General features: G+C 41.0%; 17 protein-coding genes. 9 read left to right on the top strand and 8 right to left on the bottom strand.

Features of this window, described 5'->3' with window-relative positions; all coding sequences use genetic code 11:
- Nucleotides 1–62 precede the first annotated feature (62 nt).
- Nucleotides 63–1,085: a helix-turn-helix domain-containing protein gene (locus OQX62_RS10245; RefSeq protein ID WP_265831406.1), complete on the bottom strand. Its 1,023-nt coding sequence runs from the start codon at nucleotides 1,083–1,085 to the stop codon at nucleotides 63–65.
- Between the two features lie 120 nt (nucleotides 1,086–1,205).
- Between OQX62_RS10245 and OQX62_RS10240 the strand changes: the two genes are divergently transcribed.
- Nucleotides 1,206–1,718 (top strand): class I SAM-dependent methyltransferase, encoded by a 513-nt coding sequence (locus OQX62_RS10240; RefSeq protein WP_265831405.1) that lies wholly within the window; start codon nucleotides 1,206–1,208, stop codon nucleotides 1,716–1,718.
- Between the two features lie 3 nt (nucleotides 1,719–1,721).
- Here OQX62_RS10240 and OQX62_RS10235 read toward each other — a convergent pair whose 3' ends face one another.
- Nucleotides 1,722–2,882 carry an FAD-dependent oxidoreductase gene (locus OQX62_RS10235; protein ID WP_265831404.1) on the bottom strand — a complete coding sequence of 387 codons (1,161 nt, stop codon included), beginning with the start codon at nucleotides 2,880–2,882 and terminating at the stop codon, nucleotides 1,722–1,724.
- Nucleotides 2,883–2,973: 91 nt separating this feature from the next.
- On the opposite strand from OQX62_RS10235, the gene OQX62_RS10230 reads away from it, so the two are divergent.
- Nucleotides 2,974–3,936: a helix-turn-helix transcriptional regulator gene (locus tag OQX62_RS10230; RefSeq protein WP_265831403.1), complete on the top strand. Its 963-nt coding sequence runs from the start codon at nucleotides 2,974–2,976 to the stop codon at nucleotides 3,934–3,936.
- A 12-nt stretch (nucleotides 3,937–3,948) separates the two neighbouring features.
- Here the strand turns inward: OQX62_RS10230 and OQX62_RS10225 are convergent, their stop codons facing one another.
- Nucleotides 3,949–5,058, bottom strand: a complete 1,110-nt coding sequence (locus tag OQX62_RS10225) for an FAD-dependent monooxygenase (protein ID WP_265831402.1) — start codon at nucleotides 5,056–5,058, stop codon at nucleotides 3,949–3,951.
- A gap of 144 nt (nucleotides 5,059–5,202) precedes the next feature.
- Between OQX62_RS10225 and OQX62_RS10220 the strand changes: the two genes are divergently transcribed.
- Complete coding sequence (locus OQX62_RS10220) at nucleotides 5,203–6,198, top strand: helix-turn-helix transcriptional regulator (RefSeq protein ID WP_265831401.1); 996 nt, start codon at nucleotides 5,203–5,205, stop codon at nucleotides 6,196–6,198.
- Nucleotides 6,199–6,270: 72 nt separating this feature from the next.
- On the opposite strand, the gene OQX62_RS10215 is transcribed toward OQX62_RS10220, so the two are convergent.
- Nucleotides 6,271–6,798 (bottom strand): cupin domain-containing protein, encoded by a 528-nt coding sequence (locus OQX62_RS10215; protein ID WP_265831399.1) that lies wholly within the window; start codon nucleotides 6,796–6,798, stop codon nucleotides 6,271–6,273.
- 457 nt (nucleotides 6,799–7,255) lie between these two features.
- Between OQX62_RS10215 and OQX62_RS10210 the strand changes: the two genes are divergently transcribed.
- From OQX62_RS10210 to OQX62_RS10200, 3 genes are read left to right on the top strand one after another with little or no spacing between them, the layout of a single operon-like run.
- Nucleotides 7,256–8,764, top strand: coding sequence for a sensor histidine kinase (locus OQX62_RS10210; RefSeq protein WP_265831398.1), 1,509 nt, complete (start codon nucleotides 7,256–7,258; stop codon nucleotides 8,762–8,764).
- Between the two features lie 2 nt (nucleotides 8,765–8,766).
- A complete protein-coding gene (locus OQX62_RS10205; protein WP_265831397.1) occupies nucleotides 8,767–9,225 on the top strand; it encodes a response regulator in 459 nt (152 codons plus the stop codon).
- Nucleotides 9,226–9,234: 9 nt separating this feature from the next.
- Nucleotides 9,235–11,466, top strand: coding sequence for a PAS domain S-box protein (locus OQX62_RS10200; RefSeq protein ID WP_265831396.1), 2,232 nt, complete (start codon nucleotides 9,235–9,237; stop codon nucleotides 11,464–11,466).
- Between the two features lie 414 nt (nucleotides 11,467–11,880).
- On the opposite strand, the gene OQX62_RS10195 is transcribed toward OQX62_RS10200, so the two are convergent.
- Complete coding sequence (locus tag OQX62_RS10195; RefSeq protein ID WP_265831395.1) at nucleotides 11,881–13,710, bottom strand: ABC transporter ATP-binding protein; 1,830 nt, start codon at nucleotides 13,708–13,710, stop codon at nucleotides 11,881–11,883.
- 516 nt (nucleotides 13,711–14,226) lie between these two features.
- Here OQX62_RS10195 and OQX62_RS10190 point away from each other — a divergent pair.
- The gene (locus OQX62_RS10190) at nucleotides 14,227–15,234 is read left to right on the top strand and encodes a hypothetical protein (RefSeq protein ID WP_265831394.1); all 1,008 of its coding nucleotides are present in this window, start codon (nucleotides 14,227–14,229) and stop codon (nucleotides 15,232–15,234) included.
- Between the two features lie 3 nt (nucleotides 15,235–15,237).
- Here the strand turns inward: OQX62_RS10190 and OQX62_RS10185 are convergent, their stop codons facing one another.
- The 3 genes from OQX62_RS10185 to OQX62_RS10175 form a co-directional block, all read right to left on the bottom strand.
- Nucleotides 15,238–15,951: a hypothetical protein gene (locus tag OQX62_RS10185; protein ID WP_265831393.1), complete on the bottom strand. Its 714-nt coding sequence runs from the start codon at nucleotides 15,949–15,951 to the stop codon at nucleotides 15,238–15,240.
- A 39-nt stretch (nucleotides 15,952–15,990) separates the two neighbouring features.
- Nucleotides 15,991–16,716 (bottom strand): hypothetical protein, encoded by a 726-nt coding sequence (locus OQX62_RS10180; protein WP_265831392.1) that lies wholly within the window; start codon nucleotides 16,714–16,716, stop codon nucleotides 15,991–15,993.
- 87 nt (nucleotides 16,717–16,803) lie between these two features.
- Complete coding sequence (locus tag OQX62_RS10175) at nucleotides 16,804–19,164, bottom strand: outer membrane beta-barrel family protein (protein ID WP_265831391.1); 2,361 nt, start codon at nucleotides 19,162–19,164, stop codon at nucleotides 16,804–16,806.
- Between the two features lie 160 nt (nucleotides 19,165–19,324).
- Between OQX62_RS10175 and OQX62_RS10170 the strand changes: the two genes are divergently transcribed.
- Nucleotides 19,325–20,395: a sensor histidine kinase gene (locus OQX62_RS10170; RefSeq protein ID WP_265831390.1), complete on the top strand. Its 1,071-nt coding sequence runs from the start codon at nucleotides 19,325–19,327 to the stop codon at nucleotides 20,393–20,395.
- Nucleotides 20,392–21,120: a LytR/AlgR family response regulator transcription factor gene (locus OQX62_RS10165; protein ID WP_265831389.1), complete on the top strand. Its 729-nt coding sequence runs from the start codon at nucleotides 20,392–20,394 to the stop codon at nucleotides 21,118–21,120. The genes OQX62_RS10170 and OQX62_RS10165 overlap by 4 nt, the downstream gene beginning before the upstream one ends.
- Nucleotides 21,121–21,249: the final 129 nt, after the last annotated feature.

The following is a 21,249-nucleotide window of genomic DNA, read 5'->3' as shown; positions in this document are numbered from 1 at the left end:
CCAGAGCTTCGTCGTGATGCCATAACAGGAAAAAATTAACCTGCTGACGAGGAACCTGAACTTTAGATTTTTACTTTACCGGGTGATACAGCAAATTTCTTTCGGAACGCCGTACTAAAATGCTGTACAGAGGAATAATTCAATTCAAAGGCAACAGCCTTTATAGCTTTACCATCTAACAGCATTTCTTTGGCATGATTCAGTTTATAATCACTCAGATAACCGAATATACTATTGTCAAATAATCTTTTAAATCCTTGCTTAAGTTTAAACTCATTGGTGCCGCATATTTTGGCCAGCTCTGCAATTGAAGGGGGCTGATGAATGTTTTCAATCAGAAAATCTCTGGCATAATAAATAGCTTCCTGATCATGTGCAGATTTCAGCGGGTTATCCTGGTCGCTGATCAATCCCCGTTCAAAGGCTTCGGCCTGAAGAACAAGTAACTCCAGACATTTCGATTGAAGAAAAATCAATTTTAAACCTCCGGTATAATTACAGTTGATAATGCTTCTAATACACTCATGCATCGCCAGAGAAATGGGTAGGTTTTGTTCTCCCAGCTGAACATAATGTCCGGCATCCACATGGCCTGCCAGTACTTTCAGGGCATTGCTGGAATTTTCAGCGAGCTGCAGGAACTTTTCCTTCGCAAAATGGACCTCAAAGAAACTATAGTTATGTCCGGTATCGTATTTTCCTGTTCCATCCAGCTCCGGCATATAAATGATGTTTTGCTGGTTGGAATTGAAATGATAGGTTTGTTGATTCACCTCATTATAAATGGTGCCGTTCCCGGACAATGTAAATCGCAGTTTGACCATATCCGGTACATCGTAAGTTGGCCGGAAATACATCTGCTCTTGTTTGAACCTGATATCCCCGTATACAATATAAATATCGGGGATAGTGATCTGTACCAACTCTGCATCACTAAATGAAAAATTATACTTTTCCCGCTTTTCTGTGACCAGGTTTCCTTGCAAGGGAACTTGCTCAAATCTTCCGCCTACTTTTTTCCAGCTCCCGTAATCCTTCCCAACGTTGATTCCCATAATGGCAATGATGAGAAAAAAATATAACATATCTAAAAAGATTTTAAAAAAATCCTTTTGGTATAAAAGAAAATCCCTGTGGTGTAACACCTGGTCCGGTGATTCCTTCAATTTTGTCAGCAGATACTACAGCAGGAGAGAGAGTTAATCATGGATACACCAATAGATTTTAAAACGGCAGCAAAACATCACATACGTTCTTATTTTACAGTGCTTAATGAAGACCGCGATAGCGATATTCTAAAGGCAAATGAATTACTTGTTTTTGAAAAAGCGGAATCAAAACTGGTAGTTAATGCATATGGAACAGGCATACTGGATTATGAAAGTAATTCCTTTAACGGCTGTTATACAACAAACTCCATTTATTTCTGGAAAGATCCGATACAGCATTTCATGGAAATACATCGCGTGCTGAAGCCCGGGAAAAAACTTACGCTCGCTTTTATCGAAAAAAATGCCGGAGAAAAACTGCCATGGACTTTACCTGATTTTACCTTTTATACAATTGAACAGGTGGAACAACTATTTAAAAAAGCTGGATTTATAAATATTCAGGTGAGGCAGCACAGCGATAACAGTAATAAACAACGTTATCGGTCGGCAACTCCTATTGTCATCATCTCCGGCCAGAAGCAAATTTTATCATCAGCAGGTTGCTAAGCATTATCTCAATTCATTAAAAAAGTCCAGCATAAACTGAAGGTTATTTTCTGAAAGCATACCATCTACCAGCTGTAAAGCTTCCACGGTCACTTCCGAACTTCTCTTCAGCATACTCTTTTCAAAGGATGCGATGGCTTCCTCTACTGTACCAAAGTTTTCGATGCAAAGTGCTTCATACAATTCCACTGCATCCAGCATCGCCTGGTTCACCCCGTCACCTGAAGGCGGTGTCTGATGTGCTGCATCACCCAGCATGGTAAGGTTTGGAAGCGGTTCCCAGGATTGACCGGTAGGAAAAGAATACTGCGGGCGGTGAACAAAATAGGAATCGTCAGTTTCAAAGATTTCATGCCAGTCGGCACTCCAGTCCGAAAAGCGTTGTTTAAACCAGTTAAGAACCTCCTCTTTGCTGGAGAAATTAATACCAGGTGAATTTACCCAGTCTTCATTCTCTTTAGTCATCGTATAAAATGACAGCGAGCCTTCTCCCTTTGCACTCAGTACAATGGCCTTGCTCTTCCAATGTGCGAAGATCTTTCCGCCGTTGGTCATTTTCCATAAACCGGGAGCATTGACGGCTGCATTGTAGATATTTCCTTCGATGATGGTTGTGCCCGAATAAATACGGTCAATAGCTGTAATATACTTCCTGATTTTCGTGTTTGCACCGTCTGCTGCAATGACCAGATCGGCATAAGCGGTGGTTCCGTTTTCAAATAGCAGATTCCAGCCCTCACCGTTTTTTTCGAGTGCAGCGAACTTTGAATTCCATATGATTGTATCTTCATTTAAGGAGTTAATGAGAAGATCACGAAGCGGCCCGCGGTCAATCTCTGGTCGGGAATGTTCACTATCCAGATCCTCAAGCGGCGCGTTATGAGATTCGGTATAATGTGCTACCGCATTATTATCGGTAATCGTTACTCTTTCTGCGCCAGCGCGATAATGCTTTTTAAATTCTGCCATCAGTCCGGCTGCGCGCAGTGCTTTCAGGCCGGAACCATAATGCAGGTCCAGCGTTGCACCTTGCTGGCGGAAATAACGATCAGCATCCCGTTCATATACTTTCACCTGCATACCCTTTTGCTGTAGAAGCCGGGCAAGTGTTAAACCAGCCGGTCCGCCGCCTACTATGGCTATTTGTTTATTTTCTGCTAACATATCTTTTTAGATGAGTTGTTTGATGATGTTTACAAAATTCTGCATACCTTTAAGAATAAAATAGTCTGATTCGCAAATAAAATAGTCGTAAATGAAAATATCGGTTATAGATAAAGGATCTGGTATCACAAAGGAATTTGCAAGGGCAATTGGTGCGACCGTCGACGGAAGGTTTATACATATTCCTGAAAACAAAGGTGCAGGATATATGACTGGCTTTTCCTGGGGAAAGGATTTGCGTATGATGATCCGGAATTACTACCTGAAAGAAGAGGTGTTTGTTGAGCGCACAAATGAATTGGCGGAAGGCCAGGATGATATTATTTTTATGTTAAGCGGAATTTTACCTTCAGCACTTCAGCCAGATCAGGAGTTAATACCTGAACAGGCAAATATAATGATCTGCAGGCATGCTGTTTCCAGTGTCATCTCTATGCCTTCAAACACGCTATTTGGAAGCGTAACCATAGCAGTTTCCAGGCAGTATCTCCTTCAGTTATTCGGGCGGGTAGATCATCCGGTGGTCAGAGGTGTTCTGGAAGCCAGAGATAATTTTATACTGGAATCTGGTATCTCTTCATCAATCATTCATACCGCCAGTGAGATGCTTCAACAGGTTGTTCCCGGGATTTTGGAAAGCCAGTACTACAAGTTGAAATGTGAAGAGTTGCTATTTCATATTTTTGCCATACTGATGCGGCGGGAAGGTGTGCCCAATGGTGCGATGCATGTAGACGATATCAAAGCGATATATGCCGTTAAATCCAGGTTACAATTGCTTAACGAGGAACCACCTCATATTGCTGCACTGGCAAAGGATGCGGGCATGAGCGAACCCAAACTGCGCAAGCTTTTCCGGCAGACTTTTGGAAAAGGTGTTTTTGAGTATTACCAATTCTGGCGAATCCAGAAAGCTGCTCAAAAACTCAGGGAAGGGCGACTGACTGTTTCCGAAGTGGGCTACCAGCTTGGGTTTACAAATCTGAGCCATTTTTCCAGAGTTTTTGAGCAGCTGATGGGTATCAAACCGAAGAAATATTCCAGTGAACATTAAAAGGAACAGCCATTACTTTCCAAGGCTATTACGCGCTGCAATTTTTTCCGCGGTATCCGGTAATACGAATGACATGCCATCGTAAACGGTTGCCTGCAACTGATCAACAACCGGGCGGAAGCTTTCCTCATATACTTTAAATGCAGTCTCGTAGTTTTCATTTTCTGCAATGGCATCAGCCAGAATTGTAGCCCCATGCATAGCCAGCGTACTGCCCATACCGGTTGGAAATGCGGGCGCATATCCTGCATCACCTATTAAGGCTACTCTGCCTCTGGTCCAGGCCGGCATTTTGATCTGACATCCCTGATCCAGATAAAAATTGTCTGCTTGTTGTAATGCATCCAGCAGCCGGGGGACTTTCCAGCCGATGCCCGCAAATGCATCAATTACAATTTGCTTTTGTTCCTGTACATTGTAGCGATCAAAGATAACTTTATGCGAAGCCCTGAAAGCTAAAAGCGCGTCAGCTGAATCTATATTGTAAAAATATATGGTGGCCATCGTATCTGGTGTATTGTACATATGGGCATAGTTTTGCTCTCCCAGACTTCCATCTACAGTAAATACAGAGAAATAAAAATTTAGAAAATGCGTAAATTGCTCCTCCGGGCCAAAAGCTAACTTCCTCACACCAGAATGAATGCCGTCTGCGCCAATTACAAAGTCGTATATGCCTGTGGTGCCATCCTTAAAAGTAACTTTCACATTTGCTTCATTCTGGTCCAATTGTGTGATACGATTGCCAAATTTATAGCTAACCAAATGTTTAACTTTTGCGTACAAAATGTTCACCAGGTCATCCCTTCTGATTTCTGTATCATCAGGTGATAGCGCACCGATTTCCTCTACCAGCATTATGCCCTGTACCTCATTTCGGGAATTCATAAACTTTAACCCTTTCGTCGGTAGTTTGGCTTGTCTGATAGCATCCAATATGCCCATTCGTTTAGCGCAATACAAAGATTCGCCACGTACATCAATGGGCGAACCGCCCCGTCTTGGCTCGCGGCCAATTTCCACCACAGTCACATCATAACCATAATGGTTCATCCAATACGCCATGGTCAATCCAGCAATACTTGCTCCTGATATTAAAACTGATTTTCTGATAGTTGTCATTGATATTTCTATTATTATTTATGAATAATTAGCAGTGAGGTGATTTTTGCAGGGAGCAGTTTTCCCGGCCAATTTGGTGGGAAAACTGCTGGCTCAAAAATCTTATAGTACAAAAGTACAGGGCATGTAAGGAGCAAAATAGTTATGTTTGACCAAATTTTAGTCGTGAAAGCTCAGGTGATAGAATTAAATGTTAGTGAATCGCACAATGTATTGGATAAGTTGGCGGAAGTATTGGGCACTACCTGCGAAAATGGTTATTTGATAGTTCCGGAGAATAAAGGAAGCGGCTACCTTAGAGGTTTCTTTTTAGGCAACTCTGTTGGAATGATGATCCGGGACTGTGAATTTAATAATGATCTTCTCATCAGAAGGAACTTCAGTTTCAATTCGCATGAAAGGGTATTGCTTTCTTTCAATAATATTCTTCCTCCCAAAAATAAGAACGCAGACCGGACAGCGCTGCAAAACCTTCCATCGGTGCAAATTGGAAAAGGGAAACTGAACCTGGAAATGTTCTATCCCAGCCATACAAATTTCAGATCTATTTTGGTAGCCATATACACCTCGGATTTAAAGAACCTGCTGGGAACCCAAATTGAAAATTCGATCCTGAGCACAATATTGGAGGATGATCAACCCGTACTTTTTGAGGAAGTAATCACACCGGATATTCAGAGAATAGCTTTGGAAGTTACTGATAACCATATACCAGAAACGTTGCATCACTTATATTACCGGCTAAAAGCGGAAGAGCTGATCTGCCTGGTATTTGCAGAACTTTTAAAAAGAGAAAATACGATCATACAAGCTGTTAATGAAATTGATGCCGAGAAAGTGTACCTGGTCAGAGCTAAAATATTAAAAGATCTTTCTATATCCCCTGTATTAGCGGATCTTGCAGAAGAGGCAGCAATGAGTAAATCCAAACTTAAGCGCTTATTTAAACAGATTTTTGGTGAAAGCATTTTTAACTATTATCAGCGCTTCAGGATGAAGGAAGCCGCGAGACTGCTTAAAGAGCGAAGACTCACGGTATCCGAGGTGGGGTATCAAATGGGATTTTCCAATCTGGGGCATTTTACCCGTGTGTTTGAAGAGCATATTGGGATTAAACCGAAAAAATTCTCATCGCAGTAAACTTGATTTTATCAAATCATTTTTTTCAGGCTGAGCCGCACAGGTTTATCAGGCGTTATTTTATTCATCTTTTTATGTTGTTTTACAATACTTCCCGATCAATTCCTGCAATCGACCTCGTTTAATCGCCAGTTTTGCGATGTAGTCAAACAGCGGTTCTGCAATTTTTTGAATCCCAACCATCTTAGAATTATTGAGATAAACAAACAGTGCCAGATCGGAAAAATTTTTAGGCGTACCTGCTGTACTGGCCAGACCATCTTTTGCCAGCCCTTTCAGTATGAGAAGGGAATTTTCAAAGTTTTTGTTCCCGGGAATAAGGATGGCTTTCACAATACATTCCTCTTTGGAGACATTGTGGTAAAAGTGTTTCTCATTTGGATTTATAGTCACCGTGTCTCCCTCACCCAAATGATAAGTGTCATTACCTTTACCCACTTTCAATTTGCCTTTCAAAACGATAAAAGTTTCTGAAAATAGCGTGTGATAATGCCATGGGGTTTTTTCGCCCGGAAGAATATTCATTTCCAATTCACTTTCCGCGCCGGTGCCTGCAGACCTGATCAGTTTAATGTATCCTGGAATTTTTACTGTTGTCATGATTTTTGTTTTAAATGATGAAACAAAACTAGAGCAACAGCAGCTAAGGTTCATGCACCTGGGTTAATAAATCATATTCATCATAAGCGGTCAAATCTTTATGATTAATGCACTGACGATTTTTACTTGATACTGGTGATGGCCATGAGTCGGAAGCCTATTTCTGTGAATAAATTAAATAATACAATAGCACTATGCTATAGAGTTGCCCGACTGTACTATAATCATTAAAGAGAATAGAAATCTGCTATAGAAATAATTGTTCTTTCGTTAATTCATCTGGTGCCTTAGTGAAAATCAGTCAGTGAAAATATAGTAATTATTATATGCTTAAACAGTTAATTAAATGATATATTAGTACACTGTTCTGCTATATATCGTTCTTCCGTTATCATTATTACAACCGGAACTCCTCCTTATATCACGTCGGTAATATTATTATTCTCAAATTATTCTGATGCATAAAATAAACAAGAAGGATATGTCCATTGTTCCCACGGAGGAGCTGGCTTTCCAACATGAGGAAAAAGAAAACAGGGCCGCTGAACTGATCATTGCCAACAAAGAACTGGCGTTCCAGAAAGAAGAAAAAAAGAAACGTGCGGAAGAACTGGTTATTGCCAACAAGGAACTGGCTTTTCAAAATGAAGAGAAGGGGAACCGTGCTGCGGAGCTGGTCATTGCCAATAAAGAGCTGGCTTTCCAGGCTGAAGAAAAAGAAGACAGGGCTGCTGAACTGATCATCGCCAATAAGGAACTCATTTTTCAGAACGAAGAAAAGGAGAACAGGGCTGCTGAGCTCGTCATTGCCAACAAAGAACTCGCTTTCCAAAATGAAGAAAAGGAAAACAGGGCGGCTGAGCTGGTGATCGCCAATAAAGAACTGGCCTTCCAAAACGAAGAAAAGGGAAACAGGGCTGCTGAACTGATTATTGCGAATAAAGAACTGGCCTTCCAAAATGAGGAGAAAGAAAACAGGGCCGCTGAACTGATCATTGCCAATAAAGAACTTATATTTCAAAATGAGGAGAAAGAAAACAGGGCGGCTGAACTGGTTATCGCCAATAAAGAACTGGCCTTTCAGAATGAAGAAAAGGAAAACAGAGCAGCTGAACTGATTATCGCCAATAAGGAACTGGCCTTCCAGAATGAAGAAAAAGAAAACAGGGCTGCCGAACTTATTATCGCAAATGAGCACCTAAAAAAGGCAGAATATCAAATTGCAGAATTAAATATCGGCCTGGAACAGAAAATCATTGAACGTACAGCTCAGCTGGAAGCAGCCAATAAGGAGATGGAATCCTTCTCGTACTCTGTTTCACACGATTTAAGAGCTCCACTTCGTGCAATTAATGGTTTTACTCAGATTCTGGTAGAAGATTATCAGGAGCAGCTGGATCCTGATGCTATAGAGATTTTAAATGAAATTGTAGGCAACTCCAGTAGGATGGGGCAGCTGATTGATAACCTGCTGGAATTTTCGCGTTTTGGCAAGCAAAATCTGTCGATGGTGAATATCAATATCACAGAAATGGTAGAATCAATTGTTGGAGGACTGCAAAAAGAAAACGCAGACAGGCAGGTGAATATTACTGTCCGTCCCCTCGGGCGTATTACGGGAGATAAAAATATGTTAAAACAAGTCTTCATTAACCTGATTTCAAATGCTTTTAAATATACAGGTAAAAAAGAAGAAGCCTTGATTGAAATCGGCTCTTACAAAAAAGACAAACAAACCGTGTACTATGTAAAAGATAATGGAGCAGGTTTTGACATGAAGTATTACGATAAATTATATGGCGTTTTTCAACGTCTCCACAGTTCAAACGAATTTGAAGGAACTGGCGTTGGTTTGGCAATCATCCAACGGATTATCAGCAAACATAGTGGATCAGCCTGGGCAGAAGGGCTTGTGGATCAGGGGGCATGCTTTTATATTTCATTACCAACATTGATAAAAATTTAAACATGGAATCAGTAGAAATGTCGCATAGGGAAGTCCAGATTCTCCTGGTGGAAGACAATAAATCAGACGCAATGCTTACTATCAGGGCATTAAAAAAACATAACCTGGCCAATAACCTGGTACATTTAATTGACGGTGCACAGGCATTGGACTTCATCTTCGGAAAGGGAGAATTTGAAGGAAGAGATATAGAGAATAAACCCAAAGTAATCTTCCTGGATATCAAAATGCCGAAAGTAAGCGGACTGGAAGTGCTGCGTGTGATTAAAAATGATGAAAGAACTAAACTGATTCCTGTAGTAATGATGACTTCTTCTAAACAGGAAAAAGATATCCTCGAAAGTCATCAGCTGGGGGTAAATAGTTATGTAGTGAAACCAGTGGGTTTTGAGAACTTCTCTAAAACCATCGCAGAGCTGGGATTTTACTGGCTGGCAATTAACAATTCACCGGAAGTCTAATTTGAAGACATGAATACTAAATTGAGGATATTACATCTTGAAGATCTGTTTAGTGATGCCGAACTGGTAAACAGGGCTTTGAAAAAAGCGAAGTTGGATTTTGAGCGGCTGGTAGTAGATAACAGGGAGAATTTTATTAATGCTTTAACTGAATTTGCTCCGGATATTGTTCTTTCTGACCATTCTCTGCCTTCATTCAATTCCCATGAAGCCTTGTCTATCTTTAAGACGATGGACTTAAAAATTCCTTTTATACTGATCACTGCCACAATTTCTGAAGAGTTTGCGGTTGATGTGATCAAAAGGGGAGCGGACGACTATATTTTAAAAGACAGACTGGAAAGATTACCCACTGCATTAGCAAATGCTTTGGAAAAATTTCAGCTCCTCAAAGATCGTCAGCGTATTCAGGATGATCTGGTTAAAAATGAAACACTATTTCGTGCCTTGATAGAAAATAGTGCCGATGCCATTATTGTTATCAATGAACTGGCGGAATTTACTTATCAAAGTCCGGCTGTGGAAAGGCTTACAGGATTTGACTTCAGCGAACGGGTGGGTAAAAAGCTATTAGATTATATTCACCCTGATGATCTGGAAGATTACATTGTGTTTTTTGAACAGGTATTGCAATTACCAGGAATTGCTATTGCCAATAAATTCAGGTTCCTTCAAAAAGACCTTAATTATATTTATACCGACGGAACCATCACCAACCTTTTACATGATAAAAATGTAAACGCGCTTGTCCTTAACTTCCGGGACAATACCAAAAAGATAAAAGCCGAAGAAGAGAAAAAAGCACTGGAAGTTTTATTGGATAAAGCCACTAGCCTTGCCCGAATCGGAAGTTATGAACTCGATCTGGAAACCGATAAACTCTATTGGTCTGGTATCACCAAACAAATTCATGAGGTGGGGCACGACTATATTCCCACTGTTGAATCAGCCACCAGTTTTTACAAGGAGGGATTCAGCAGAGAGACAATCACCGATCAGTTAAACATAGTGATTACTACCGGGAAGACGCTGGATCTGGAACTTCAGATCATTACTGCTAAAGGGAATGAACGATGGGTTCGGATCATTAGTGAACCAGATTTTATCAGTGGCAGATGTGTTAAAATCAGTGGGAGTTTTCAGGATATAGACATCCTGAAAAGGGCTGAACTCGAACTGCTGAAAGTAGCTGAAGAGAAAAATATGATTCTGGAAAGTATTGGTGATGGTTTTTTCACCCTTGATATCAACTGGATGATCACCTACTGGAACAAAGAAGCAGAAAGTATTCTTCAGAAAAAAAGAGAAGAAGTGATTGGCCGAAATATTTGGGATCTATACGAAAATGCTATAGGCACCCTTAGCCACCTGAATACGCTGACTGCAGCTAAGGAGAATAAGGTGCATAACTATGAATGGTTTTTGAAAAGCCTGAATTGCTGGCTGGACATTACCGTGTATCCATCCGCTAAAGGTTTGTCTATCTTTTTCAAAGATATTACTGAACGCAAGTTTGGTGAGATGGAACGCACCAAGATGGTATCTGATATCTTAAAGCGTAACAATGATCTGGAACAATTTTCCTATATCATTTCACATAACCTCCGGGCTCCGGTCGCGAATATCATTGGTTTGGCCGAGGTACTGCGTAAAGACCAGGTCGGAGATGGGGAGAGCAGTATATTAATGGATCACCTGATCGCCTCGACCAGAAAGCTGGATACTGTAATCATAGATTTGAATGCTATTCTCCAGTTGAAGCGTGAAATTATAGAAAATAAGGAGACTATCATTCTTTCCAGATTGCTGGAAGAGGTTTTAACATATTTACCCAACCTGATCAGCGAGCAGAAAGTTGAGTTCATTACCGACTTTAATGCCGGCGACGAAATTTGGACATTAAAAAGTTTCCTGCACAGCATATTTTACAACCTGATTTCAAACAGTATAAAATACCGTCAGCCTGCTGTTAATCCGGTCATTGAAATTAAAACTGAAAAAATAGGCGATACATTTATCTTAACCTTTACTGACAATGGTATCGGTATTGACCTCGTAAAGAACAAGGGACAGGTGTTTGGATTGTATAAACGATTCCATAGCCATGTGGAAGGTAAAGGCATGGGACTCTTTATGGTAAAAACACAGATAGAGACACTTGGCGGAACCATATCTGTAGAAAGCAAAGTAAACTGTGGGACGCAGTTCAGGCTGGAATTTAAACTGCATCCAACTGGATAAACGGAGACATTTTCGGTGTGCTCATCAGGACTGTGGTGTCGATTAGCCTACATCAACGTTTGAAATACTGCACCGATACTCCACCCCATTTTCACTAGTTGAAAAACGGGTGCTATTTCGGTATTGTTTCTGTGTTCTATCCGTGGTGTATCCCAAACTCAGGTACTACTCGTTCCCGAATCTGTTATTGCCGGATCAGGGATGAAGGAATTTGTGGAGGCTTTCTGTAGATGTGCTATGACAGGCTCACGCCATATGATGCCATACAGGTATTTTTTGTCTTAGGCATAAGAATTACGCCAGTTTGTGATGTATGTTTGTAGGCGAAGACAATAGGCCAATGTCAAATGAGATCAACTAACAGAATAATTGCACAAATTTAAATCAGCAATTATGGAGATAAAATGAACAAATTTAACTACCTGCTTCAAATTGTAAGCCACTCAAATATTTGTACAATCCCTGTTCACTGCTGATCAATTCCTGATGGGTGCCAGATTCGATAATTTGTCCTTTTTCCAAAACAATGATTTTGTCTGCCTCACGAATAGTAGACAACCGGTGTGCGATAATAATGGAAGTACGGCCCTTCATTAATTCTTCCAGGGCTTCCTGTACTAAACGTTCCGATTCAGAGTCCAGCGAAGAAGTGGCCTCATCCAAAATCAATATTGATGGGTTTTTCAACAGTGCGCGTGCAATAGCAACACGCTGACGCTGGCCGCCAGATAGTTTTACACCACGTTCTCCCACCACAGTATCATAAGATTCAGGAAATGAAGTGATAAACTGATGTGCATTTGCCCTTTGTGCAGCCTGTATAATTTCCTCTTTGGTTGCGGTTAACTTGCCATAGGCGATGTTTTCCAGTATCGTTCCGCCAAACAACATGACATCCTGAGGAACGATTGCTACCTGGTTCCTGATGTCGGTCAATGAATATTCACTGGCTGCCTTGCCATCGAACAATATTTCGCCGCTTTGCGGATGGTAAAACTGTAAGATCAATCCGGCAGTGGTGGATTTTCCTGAGCCACTGGGACCTACAATAGCGACCTTCTGCCCGGCTATCGCCTCAAAGGAAACATGGTGTAATACTTCTATATCAGGTCGTGATGGATAGGCAAAATTGACTTTATTGAATGATAAGTTTCCACTGATTTTCTGCTGTACAAGGTTATCCTTTTCATTGATGGATATTTCTTCACCTTGTTCTGCCAATATCTCCAGCACTCTTTCGCTGGCACCAACGGTTTTTTGTACGTTGGCAAACAGCTCGGGAAAACTGCCGAGAGCACTACCTAAAAACATCGCGTAAAGGGAAAATTTCAATAGTTCTCCAAAGGTGATTTCATGCTGACTCACCAGTACACAACCATAGCCGACCACTGCCAGGATGCCGCCGAAAACGCACAGCACAATAAAGGACACAAACATACCTCTGAATTTTGCGCCCTTAATGGCGATATTGGCCACATCGCGGATGGTATTGCTGTAACGATTGGCTTCGAATGATTCGTTTACAAAGGCTTTTACATTGGCTATGCCTAGCAGGGTTTCTTCCACTATGGTATTGGATTCAGCCATTTTATCCTGCGCCTGGCGTGAAATCTTTTTGATAAACCTGCCAAAGAAAACGGCGAAGACAATCATCACAGGTAAAACCAGGAGTAAGGCAAATACCAGTTTTTTCGAAATGATCGCCATAAAAACGATACCGCCGACAAATAGAACCGCCTGTCTTAACATCTCAGCAATGGTTGTAGTGAGCGTATCCTGAACCTGTGATAAATCGGCAGATATCCTGCTGTTGAGCTCTCCAACCCTTCGGTTAGAGAAAAAGTTCATCGGCAGCGTGATCAGCTTGAAGTAAGTATCGCGCCTGATGTCTGCTAAAGAATGTTCTGCTACAGTAACAAACCATGATATCCTGAAAAATGATACCACTGCCTGCAGTGCCAATACCATAAAAGCTAATAACAATATGCCTTGTATGCTGTCTGGTAAATAATTGTTGCTGTGTTTCCCTTGTGCGGTATCAATGAGTGCGCCTATGAATGAGGGGAAAGCGAGTCCAACCAGGCTTGATAAAAACAGAAAGAATAATGCTGCGATAAATTTACCACGATATGGTTTTAAATAGGCTAGCAAACGCGCTACATGAGTTAATGTCTCCTTGTTAATCTTTGCTTTTGATAATTCAATGCCTGATGCGTTGCCGCTGTTTAATCGTTCTCTTGCCATTATTTTGTTTAGTATACGGCAATCAAAACCGCAATTTGTATAAATCTATGATTTTTGCTTTTTACAGCCAATGCTTTGACTAGCCCTGATCATCATAGTGAAGACGAATCAGAATGAAAAAAACTTTAAATGTTTATAAATATCTATGCTTTTAATTGAAATCTGGTATAAACTTGGTAATGGACAAATTATTGCTTTAATCTGGTTCTGCTCGTGCTTGACGGGATCTTGACGGCCTCTTGACAGGATGTTAGTGGGGTGTTTGCGCTTATTTGCCCATTAAATTGCTTTAAGGTCGCTTAAGCCCGCTTTTAAAGCCTTTCAAAACCAAAATGAAACTATACTCAAACGAGGTTAAAACCAGCCTTCCTGGCAAAGGACGATGATTTTGCTTAGAAAACTGGCATCTTACAAATCTTCTCCGTAGGAAATTGTTAACATTATATTAAGTTGTTAGAAGATTTAGCATATTTAGCTGCGTTTTATTAATTTGCACTCCTATCTAAGCTAACCTCTATGAAAATTTATAAGTTCTGTATTACCGGGCTGTTTGCCTGTCTTTTTTCTGTCTCATCAAGCTATGCTCAATTTGGAGATTTGGGCAAGAAGCTTTTCGATAAAGGCACTGAGATGGTAGGGAATGGCTCCCTTAACAGGCTATTGAAACAACCTCAGGCTATCAGTACCAGCTTTAAAGACGTTGATCAAACAGGCTCAAAGCCACCTTCATTTACGGACGGACAAAAGGCTCAACCACTGTATCTGTTGCCAAAGGCTGCAAATGGTGGATACAAACTTTGCGCAGGTTTTTTTGAAATGACAAATAAAAGTTACTGTCTGCACGCAGGTACCCGTGGACCAAGTAAAGGCGATGGTTATATGCTGGCTCCTGTTTTGGGGCCTAAAAAAGATGTGGTGATCAGGATACTTAAGAGTGCGGAGCAGCATACAAATGTACAACAACGTGATATCCAGGTTTTGTTATGGGCTATTATCTCCCGTACAAAATTTGCAGACATGAATACAAATATCAAATTAACAGCAAGCACCCTGTTATCACCTCAGGAACTGTTAATGCTGCAAGGTGGTGCATTGGGCGTCTTACCTGCAAACCTGGTGGAGAAGGCGAAAGGGCAACTTCCAAATAGCTTGCAAAGTGTTTTCGAAGCAGAGAACTCCATCCGAAGATTGGCCGCATCAGGTTCTTCCTCATATGAGGATATGGAGAAGTACGCAATTTTAGCCGGACTTGCTCCTCAGCCTGATCCTGATGTGCCAGCGGGTATCTGGTCTCTACATCCTGATGGGTACTATATTCGTTTCCTGCCACAGGGATATTCAGTTACCAGGGTGCAGATATATGTTCCTAAAGAACTGATGAACACCCAAACCAATCTGGTTTATGATGGCACCAATGGAATAGCCTGCCCTGCAAATGTAGGCGCACAACGTCTTGCCCAAACCAACGAACCTTTAAATCCAGATTACTCCAAGAAATTAACTACTATCTGTTATCCAAAATAATTTTTATCTGCTTCGTTCACCCTTTAATTTACGCTCATACTCATCCAGACTCTTATCCAAATCCTGCCCTTTATTGTGTATGCTTTCACAAAATGCTTTACAGGCTGCAGGATTTTTGCTGTCGTCACATTGCGTTTCACAGTTATCGAGGGTATTGCGGGGCAATATGCTATACATATGCGTAACTGTAAAGCCTACAGCTACAAAGGTAGCTAACACGGCGGCGAAAAACCGGATGGGAAATTTGTCATCCTGCACTAAAGGCGTTGCCGGAGGAGTATTAAAGGGAAATATAAATTTGATCCTGTCATAATTCCAGCATAAAAGGTACACACAGGCAATTACCATTAACGGAGCTGTGAGCAATGATCCTTCAAACCTGACGGCAAACGATAAAATGCAGATATTTAAAATAATCGGCAGGTATAGTAATACGCCTAATACTACAGTTCGGGGTATAAGCAGTAAGATGGCAGCTAATATTTGGGCGCAGCCAATAAAAGTATAATAATAGCCTGTATGGTGTAAGGCTTCCAAATAATGGCCCATAGGCTGATTATTGTGCAGATCAGTGAAGCGTTCGCCTATTATCTTTACATATCCTGGAGGGAGAAATCCTGCAACAAGCGCCAGACGCGTGAATGTCGTGAAATAACGCATCCATTTGTTGCCTCTTACTTCTGCATGCCAGGTATCTAATCTATCTGATAAGTTCATATTTTAACTACTTAGTGTACACAACATCGAGGTGACTTGTTAATCACAAACTTTTAGATCCACCATCAACAGATCCTTTTTTCTCCATTTGACCCAGCCCTGAGCAGGAGCAAACTTACTTTCCTCACCGCCGCAATCAGCAGATGACTTTATTTTAATCTGGTCGTCATCCATATCCCTTACATCATATACGAGATTTTGACCACCATTGGGCGCATTTGCTAATGGGTTGCACGGTTTGAGCGCAATCGACTTCTTTTTGAGATATACTCCCCAGCTTTGATATCTGTATTTTACGTCCGCTTTTTTTACTTTTTTCTTTTCACCGTTGGCATAGATAAACAAGTAATCCTTGCTGGCAGATTCTTCCTCCGCATCAAAATCAAATGCTGCAAAATCCAACTCCGGTATTACCTTTCTAGCCACCAGTTTCTTTGGCATTTGAGCAGTAAAAAAAGTCTGATCTTCATTTAACACGATATATCCAAATACAGCATCGTCTTCATCATAAATGTCTAAACGATCGTTTACTTGCAACTCAAATGAGATCACACCTTTTCCACGGATTTTATCTTCGGTATACGAACTGAATCCATCTTTAGCATAGAGCAGCTTTTCCTCGTTGCCGCAATCCTTTTGCACCTTTGTGGCTAAGGCAGTTGGTTCAGTAACCACAGGCTGCACTTGCTTTGTTGTTTCAATGCAAGCTCCGGATGAGATAATAACCGTCAATAAAAATATTACTTCGTTTTTGAGCTTTCTCATTTGAGATAAAAATAATTAATTAAAGGGGATTTAATACATATATGTCCTGAACATATTTATTGACCGTCGGTAATTCCAGAGAAAACATCAAATTTTAATCCTCCCTTTCTCTTCATCAGCTCCTGAAGGTCTGGTATTGGGCGCTTTAATCTCCTTCCGACCGAAATTGTATTTCAAACTGATGTTAAACTGCCGACTTTCATATCCGCCATTACCTTTAATCTGTAGTCCGCCGTACCGGGAAGTACCAGACCAGTTACCGGTATAAAGAATATCCGATACCGCCATTTTCAGACTGAAACTGTTTTTCGCAAACGTTTTCTGCATCGCTACGTCGAGTGAACCGATGCTATTGGTTTTGTAACTGCCAGACCAGACAGAAGGACTACTGTACCAGCCAGACACTTCTGCACTGTAACCCCTGGGCAGCGTAAAGGAATTGGATGCGTAAATACTAAGGGTGTTCCGGGTAATTGGGACAAACTTAGTGGTCACCGACTTATAAAAGCTGCGAAAAGCGTTCATGCTGGTGTAAATGGCCCACCATTTAGTTACATTCACTGGATAACTTACGCCGACATTAATAACTTGCTGATTAGCAATATTCTGTGGGGAGATGAAATTACGGTTATTACCAATAGTATCAGTGATTTGTGCAAAGAAGTCGCTGATATAACTATAGGCAAGCGAAGTAGTTAACGTGTAATTATAAGTATTGCTCAATTTTAGCACCTGGGTATATTGCGGTTTTAGAAAGGGATTTCCTTTACTAAAAGACAACTCGTCTATGTTGTATTCAAATGGATTAAGTGAGCGGTAATCCGGACGGTCTACGCGGCGGCTGTAACTTAAGGTAAGATTATCTTTCGCATTCAACGAATAGGTAATACCGCTACTGGGGAAGAGATTGGTGTAGTCACGCTTTACACTATTGTTCTGATTTTGCTGCAGACTGCTCAATTCTCCATCGGATATAGTTTGTTCTGCACGCAGGCCTATGGTCACACTTATTTTTTTCCAGCTTCGGCTGAGATTAAAATAAGCGGCATGGATATCTTCTGCATAGGTAAAGACATTACTGCGATCCTGACGAAACACTCCGGCGGAGTAATAATCAAAAACATTGTCGGTTCTAACCTGCGAGGATTTGAGCCCTATGGCCAGTTTGGCTTTTCCTACCGACTGGCTATAATCTGCTTTCAATGAAAAAAGATGAATATCAACCGGGCTAAACATTTGGTAACTGGTTTCACTTTGTGTGAAGCCCTCACTGGAATAAACATTAGACTGTGTCTGACTGCGATCGGACTGGAAATATCCATAATCCCCGTCAAGGGTAAGCTCATAGCCTTTTGGCTTCTGATAATGATAATTGATGTTTGCTGACAGATTTTTACTGTTCCGGCTGGAGAATCCGCTCGCAAGCAGGAGCTGCTGTTCAATCCCACTTAATCTGATTGGTGTGCGTGAATTATTATGATCATCAGCATCTCTGAAAACCCCATTCACTAATAAACCTAAGGTGCTGTTTTTGTTAAGGTTGTAGTCCATTCCTGCACGGACATTATGACTGTAATCTTCAACGATGTCATAGGAACGGTTATCATATTCGTAACCGTTTTGAATTCTGTTAAGATTCAGGTAGCTGCGGTTTTTATTAAAGCTATTGCTGTAACTGCTAAATAAGTTCAGCTTTTCCATACGGTTGTTTAGCGTAAAAGCACTGTTGTATTTGCTGTAACGGCCAATTGCATAACCGAGCTGGGCTGATCCGTTTGTTCCGGAATTTTTGTTTTTGATCAGCCGGATATTAATGATACCGGCACTGCCTGCTGCATCATATTTTGATGAAGGCTGAGTGATGATCTCAAGCGTCCCAACGTCTGACGATTGTATTGCTTTCAAATAATTCGTTAAATCATCTCCACTTAATATCGACCGTTTCCCATCAATAAAGATACTGATCCCGGTTTTTCCTTCTAAAATAATGTTATTCTGATTGTCTACCATAACACCCGGGGCTTTGCGAAGTAAATCAAAGGCAGAAAGACCTGTTGCCGTTAACATGTTTTGAACATTCAGCACAGTTTTATCTGGTAGTACGTCTATTAACCGCTTTTTTCCTACAATGCTTACATCGTCAAGCTTGCTGCTGCGCTGAAAGAGTGTGATTTTTGGCAGATCAAGATCGGCGCTAAGGGTATAAATGGGCGACCGGTGAGTTTGATAGCCGATGCCGGAGCAGATCAGATAATATTTGCCTTTACCGATGCCGGGCAAAATGAATTTTCCGTAGCTATCTGCAATAGCGGTCTTCATGATGACTGAGTCAGAACTACAGTACAGTGTGAGCGTTACTGACGGAACATTAACAGCTCCGCTTATCTTAAATGTTTGTGCTTTTATTTTTCCGGTAAATAGTATCAGCACGATCAGGAGTTTTTTCATAACGCAATTTGCACCTTGCAGTAGCCCTGTGAAAGCATTATCCGACGGGTTACGATATAGTTCGGTCATTGACAGCTATGCAGGTCAGCGGTTTATTTGGGCACTCGTCGAAATTCCTTGAATTATCTCTTGTATTCTTGCTAGTTTAGTTCTCTCAACTATGAAAGGCACATCAAAGGATAAATTTATTGGAGTCAGTACCTGGGAAATTATATTTTATATTAGTTTTTTTGTCTTCTCTGCTTCCTTTTATTACACAGCACTATGGTTAAACCATGGCGGTTTACACCTGAAAAATGATCCCTTTTTCAACTTCAGGGGATTTCTGAATTGGGGTGGAATCGACTATTTTCTTAAATTGTTGCTGAGTATCCCTGTCTGGTGGCTTATTTTCGTTAAACTGCGCAGGGTGACGCTACATAAACGGTTGCTGATACACCTGGTGATTCTTCCCTTATTCGTAATCACCTGGATCAAATCATACTACCTGCTGTTGGACGCACTAAAAATGATTCATCTCAGGGATTGGGGGAGTATATGGGATCTTTACTTGCCGGCGTTATTTTATATCATGCAGTTTGGAATTATACATGCCTACGTTTATTTCAAACAGAATCAGGAAAATCAGAAGACAGAATCAGCATTGCGGGAGGCTGCGCTGAAAAGCGAATTGTCATCACTCAAGGCACAGCTAAATCCTCACTTTTTATATAATGTATTTAACACCATCAGCGCGTCAATACCTCCCGAACTGGAAAATACGCGTCAGATGATCGCTGAATTAGCGGACCTGTTTCGTTACCAGCTTCAGGCTTCGAGATCGGAATTAGTGCCCTTGCGTGATGAAATAGATTTTACGCAAAAGTATCTTGACCTGGAAAAAGCCAGGTTTCAGGAACGTTTGCACATAAGTATAGCGGTGGAGGAGGAATTGATGAACGAGCTTATCCCTCCGATGATTCTACAGCCTTTAGCAGAAAATGCTGTCAAACACGGTATTTCGCCATTAATTAATGGTGGTAAAATCGTTATACAGGTTAAGAGGAAAGAGGGGGGGATCGAGTTTTCGATTGCAGATACTGGTGCGGGTGTAAAGGACAAATCTCAATTGATTGGAAAAGGAGTAGGGTTAACCAATACGGCTTTGCGGCTCGAAAAAATGTACGGGGCAAGGTTGTCATTTACAGATACCATTCCCAGCGGACTGACGATAAAATTTAGGATAGGATGATTAAAGTAATAGTGATAGATGATGAAGCACCCGGCAGGAAACTGATCATAGAGTACATGGCGTTTTATCCGGAGCTGGTTCTTGTAGGGGAGGCGAATAATGGGGTTGATGCAGTAAGGCTGATTAACGAATATAAACCGGATCTGATTTTTTTAGATGTTCAGATGCCTGGAATGAATGGTTTTGAAATCTTACCTCACCTGGAAGAAATTCCGCGAATCATTTTTTCAACCGCCTATGATCAGTTTGCATTGAAAGCTTTTGAAGTCCATGCTCTGGATTATCTGCTAAAGCCTTACACCCAATCCCGTTTCCGCCAGGCGGTAGACCGTCTCAGCGGCTCGGCTATTGTAAATAAAATTCAGCCGCTGGCCGAAAAGCTGATCATGGAGCAAACGCAATATCCGGAAAGAATTTTAGTACATGCCAATAAAAAACTAATTACCGTTTCCACCGCGGATATTGTCTGGGTAGAAGCTTATGGCGACTACTCAAAATTATACACGTTAAATCATATTTATATCAGTAACTTCGGAATCAGCGTATTAGAGGAAAAATTAAATCCGGCTATCTTTATTCGCGTGCACCGCTCTTCTATTATCAATCTTAACTTCATTAAGGAAGTAAACCGGTATCCCGGCAGTTATGATATATTGATGCAAACTGATGCCAAAGTTACTGTGAGCCGTGGTTATATGGACAACCTGAGGAAATTGATATTTTGAGCTGAGTTCGAAAATAAATTACTTCATATGCTATAGTAGAAGTATTTAACAACTGGATAGATGTTGGGGAATAACTTAGTAATAAAGAGCGAAAAATAAAATCACATTTAATTGATTTTCGTAATTTTG

The organism is Pedobacter sp. MR2016-24 (assembly GCF_026239655.1).
Classification (GTDB): domain Bacteria; phylum Bacteroidota; class Bacteroidia; order Sphingobacteriales; family Sphingobacteriaceae; genus Pedobacter.
The sequence above is the reverse complement of the archived record's forward strand: the minus strand, read 5'-3'. Positions and strand labels throughout refer to the sequence as shown.

Coding starts and splice junctions, on each gene's coding strand:
- OQX62_RS10245 (WP_265831406.1), bottom strand. CDS start 1,085: ATGTTATATTTTTTTCTCATCATTGCCATTATGGGAATCAACGTTGGG.
- OQX62_RS10240 (WP_265831405.1), top strand. CDS start 1,206: ATGGATACACCAATAGATTTTAAAACGGCAGCAAAACATCACATACGT.
- OQX62_RS10235 (WP_265831404.1), bottom strand. CDS start 2,882: ATGTTAGCAGAAAATAAACAAATAGCCATAGTAGGCGGCGGACCGGCT.
- OQX62_RS10230 (WP_265831403.1), top strand. CDS start 2,974: ATGAAAATATCGGTTATAGATAAAGGATCTGGTATCACAAAGGAATTT.
- OQX62_RS10225 (WP_265831402.1), bottom strand. CDS start 5,058: ATGACAACTATCAGAAAATCAGTTTTAATATCAGGAGCAAGTATTGCT.
- OQX62_RS10220 (WP_265831401.1), top strand. CDS start 5,203: ATGTTTGACCAAATTTTAGTCGTGAAAGCTCAGGTGATAGAATTAAAT.
- OQX62_RS10215 (WP_265831399.1), bottom strand. CDS start 6,798: ATGACAACAGTAAAAATTCCAGGATACATTAAACTGATCAGGTCTGCA.
- OQX62_RS10210 (WP_265831398.1), top strand. CDS start 7,256: ATGCATAAAATAAACAAGAAGGATATGTCCATTGTTCCCACGGAGGAG.
- OQX62_RS10205 (WP_265831397.1), top strand. CDS start 8,767: ATGGAATCAGTAGAAATGTCGCATAGGGAAGTCCAGATTCTCCTGGTG.
- OQX62_RS10200 (WP_265831396.1), top strand. CDS start 9,235: ATGAATACTAAATTGAGGATATTACATCTTGAAGATCTGTTTAGTGAT.
- OQX62_RS10195 (WP_265831395.1), bottom strand. CDS start 13,710: ATGGCAAGAGAACGATTAAACAGCGGCAACGCATCAGGCATTGAATTA.
- OQX62_RS10190 (WP_265831394.1), top strand. CDS start 14,227: ATGAAAATTTATAAGTTCTGTATTACCGGGCTGTTTGCCTGTCTTTTT.
- OQX62_RS10185 (WP_265831393.1), bottom strand. CDS start 15,951: ATGAACTTATCAGATAGATTAGATACCTGGCATGCAGAAGTAAGAGGC.
- OQX62_RS10180 (WP_265831392.1), bottom strand. CDS start 16,716: ATGAGAAAGCTCAAAAACGAAGTAATATTTTTATTGACGGTTATTATC.
- OQX62_RS10175 (WP_265831391.1), bottom strand. CDS start 19,164: ATGAAAAAACTCCTGATCGTGCTGATACTATTTACCGGAAAAATAAAA.
- OQX62_RS10170 (WP_265831390.1), top strand. CDS start 19,325: ATGAAAGGCACATCAAAGGATAAATTTATTGGAGTCAGTACCTGGGAA.
- OQX62_RS10165 (WP_265831389.1), top strand. CDS start 20,392: ATGATTAAAGTAATAGTGATAGATGATGAAGCACCCGGCAGGAAACTG.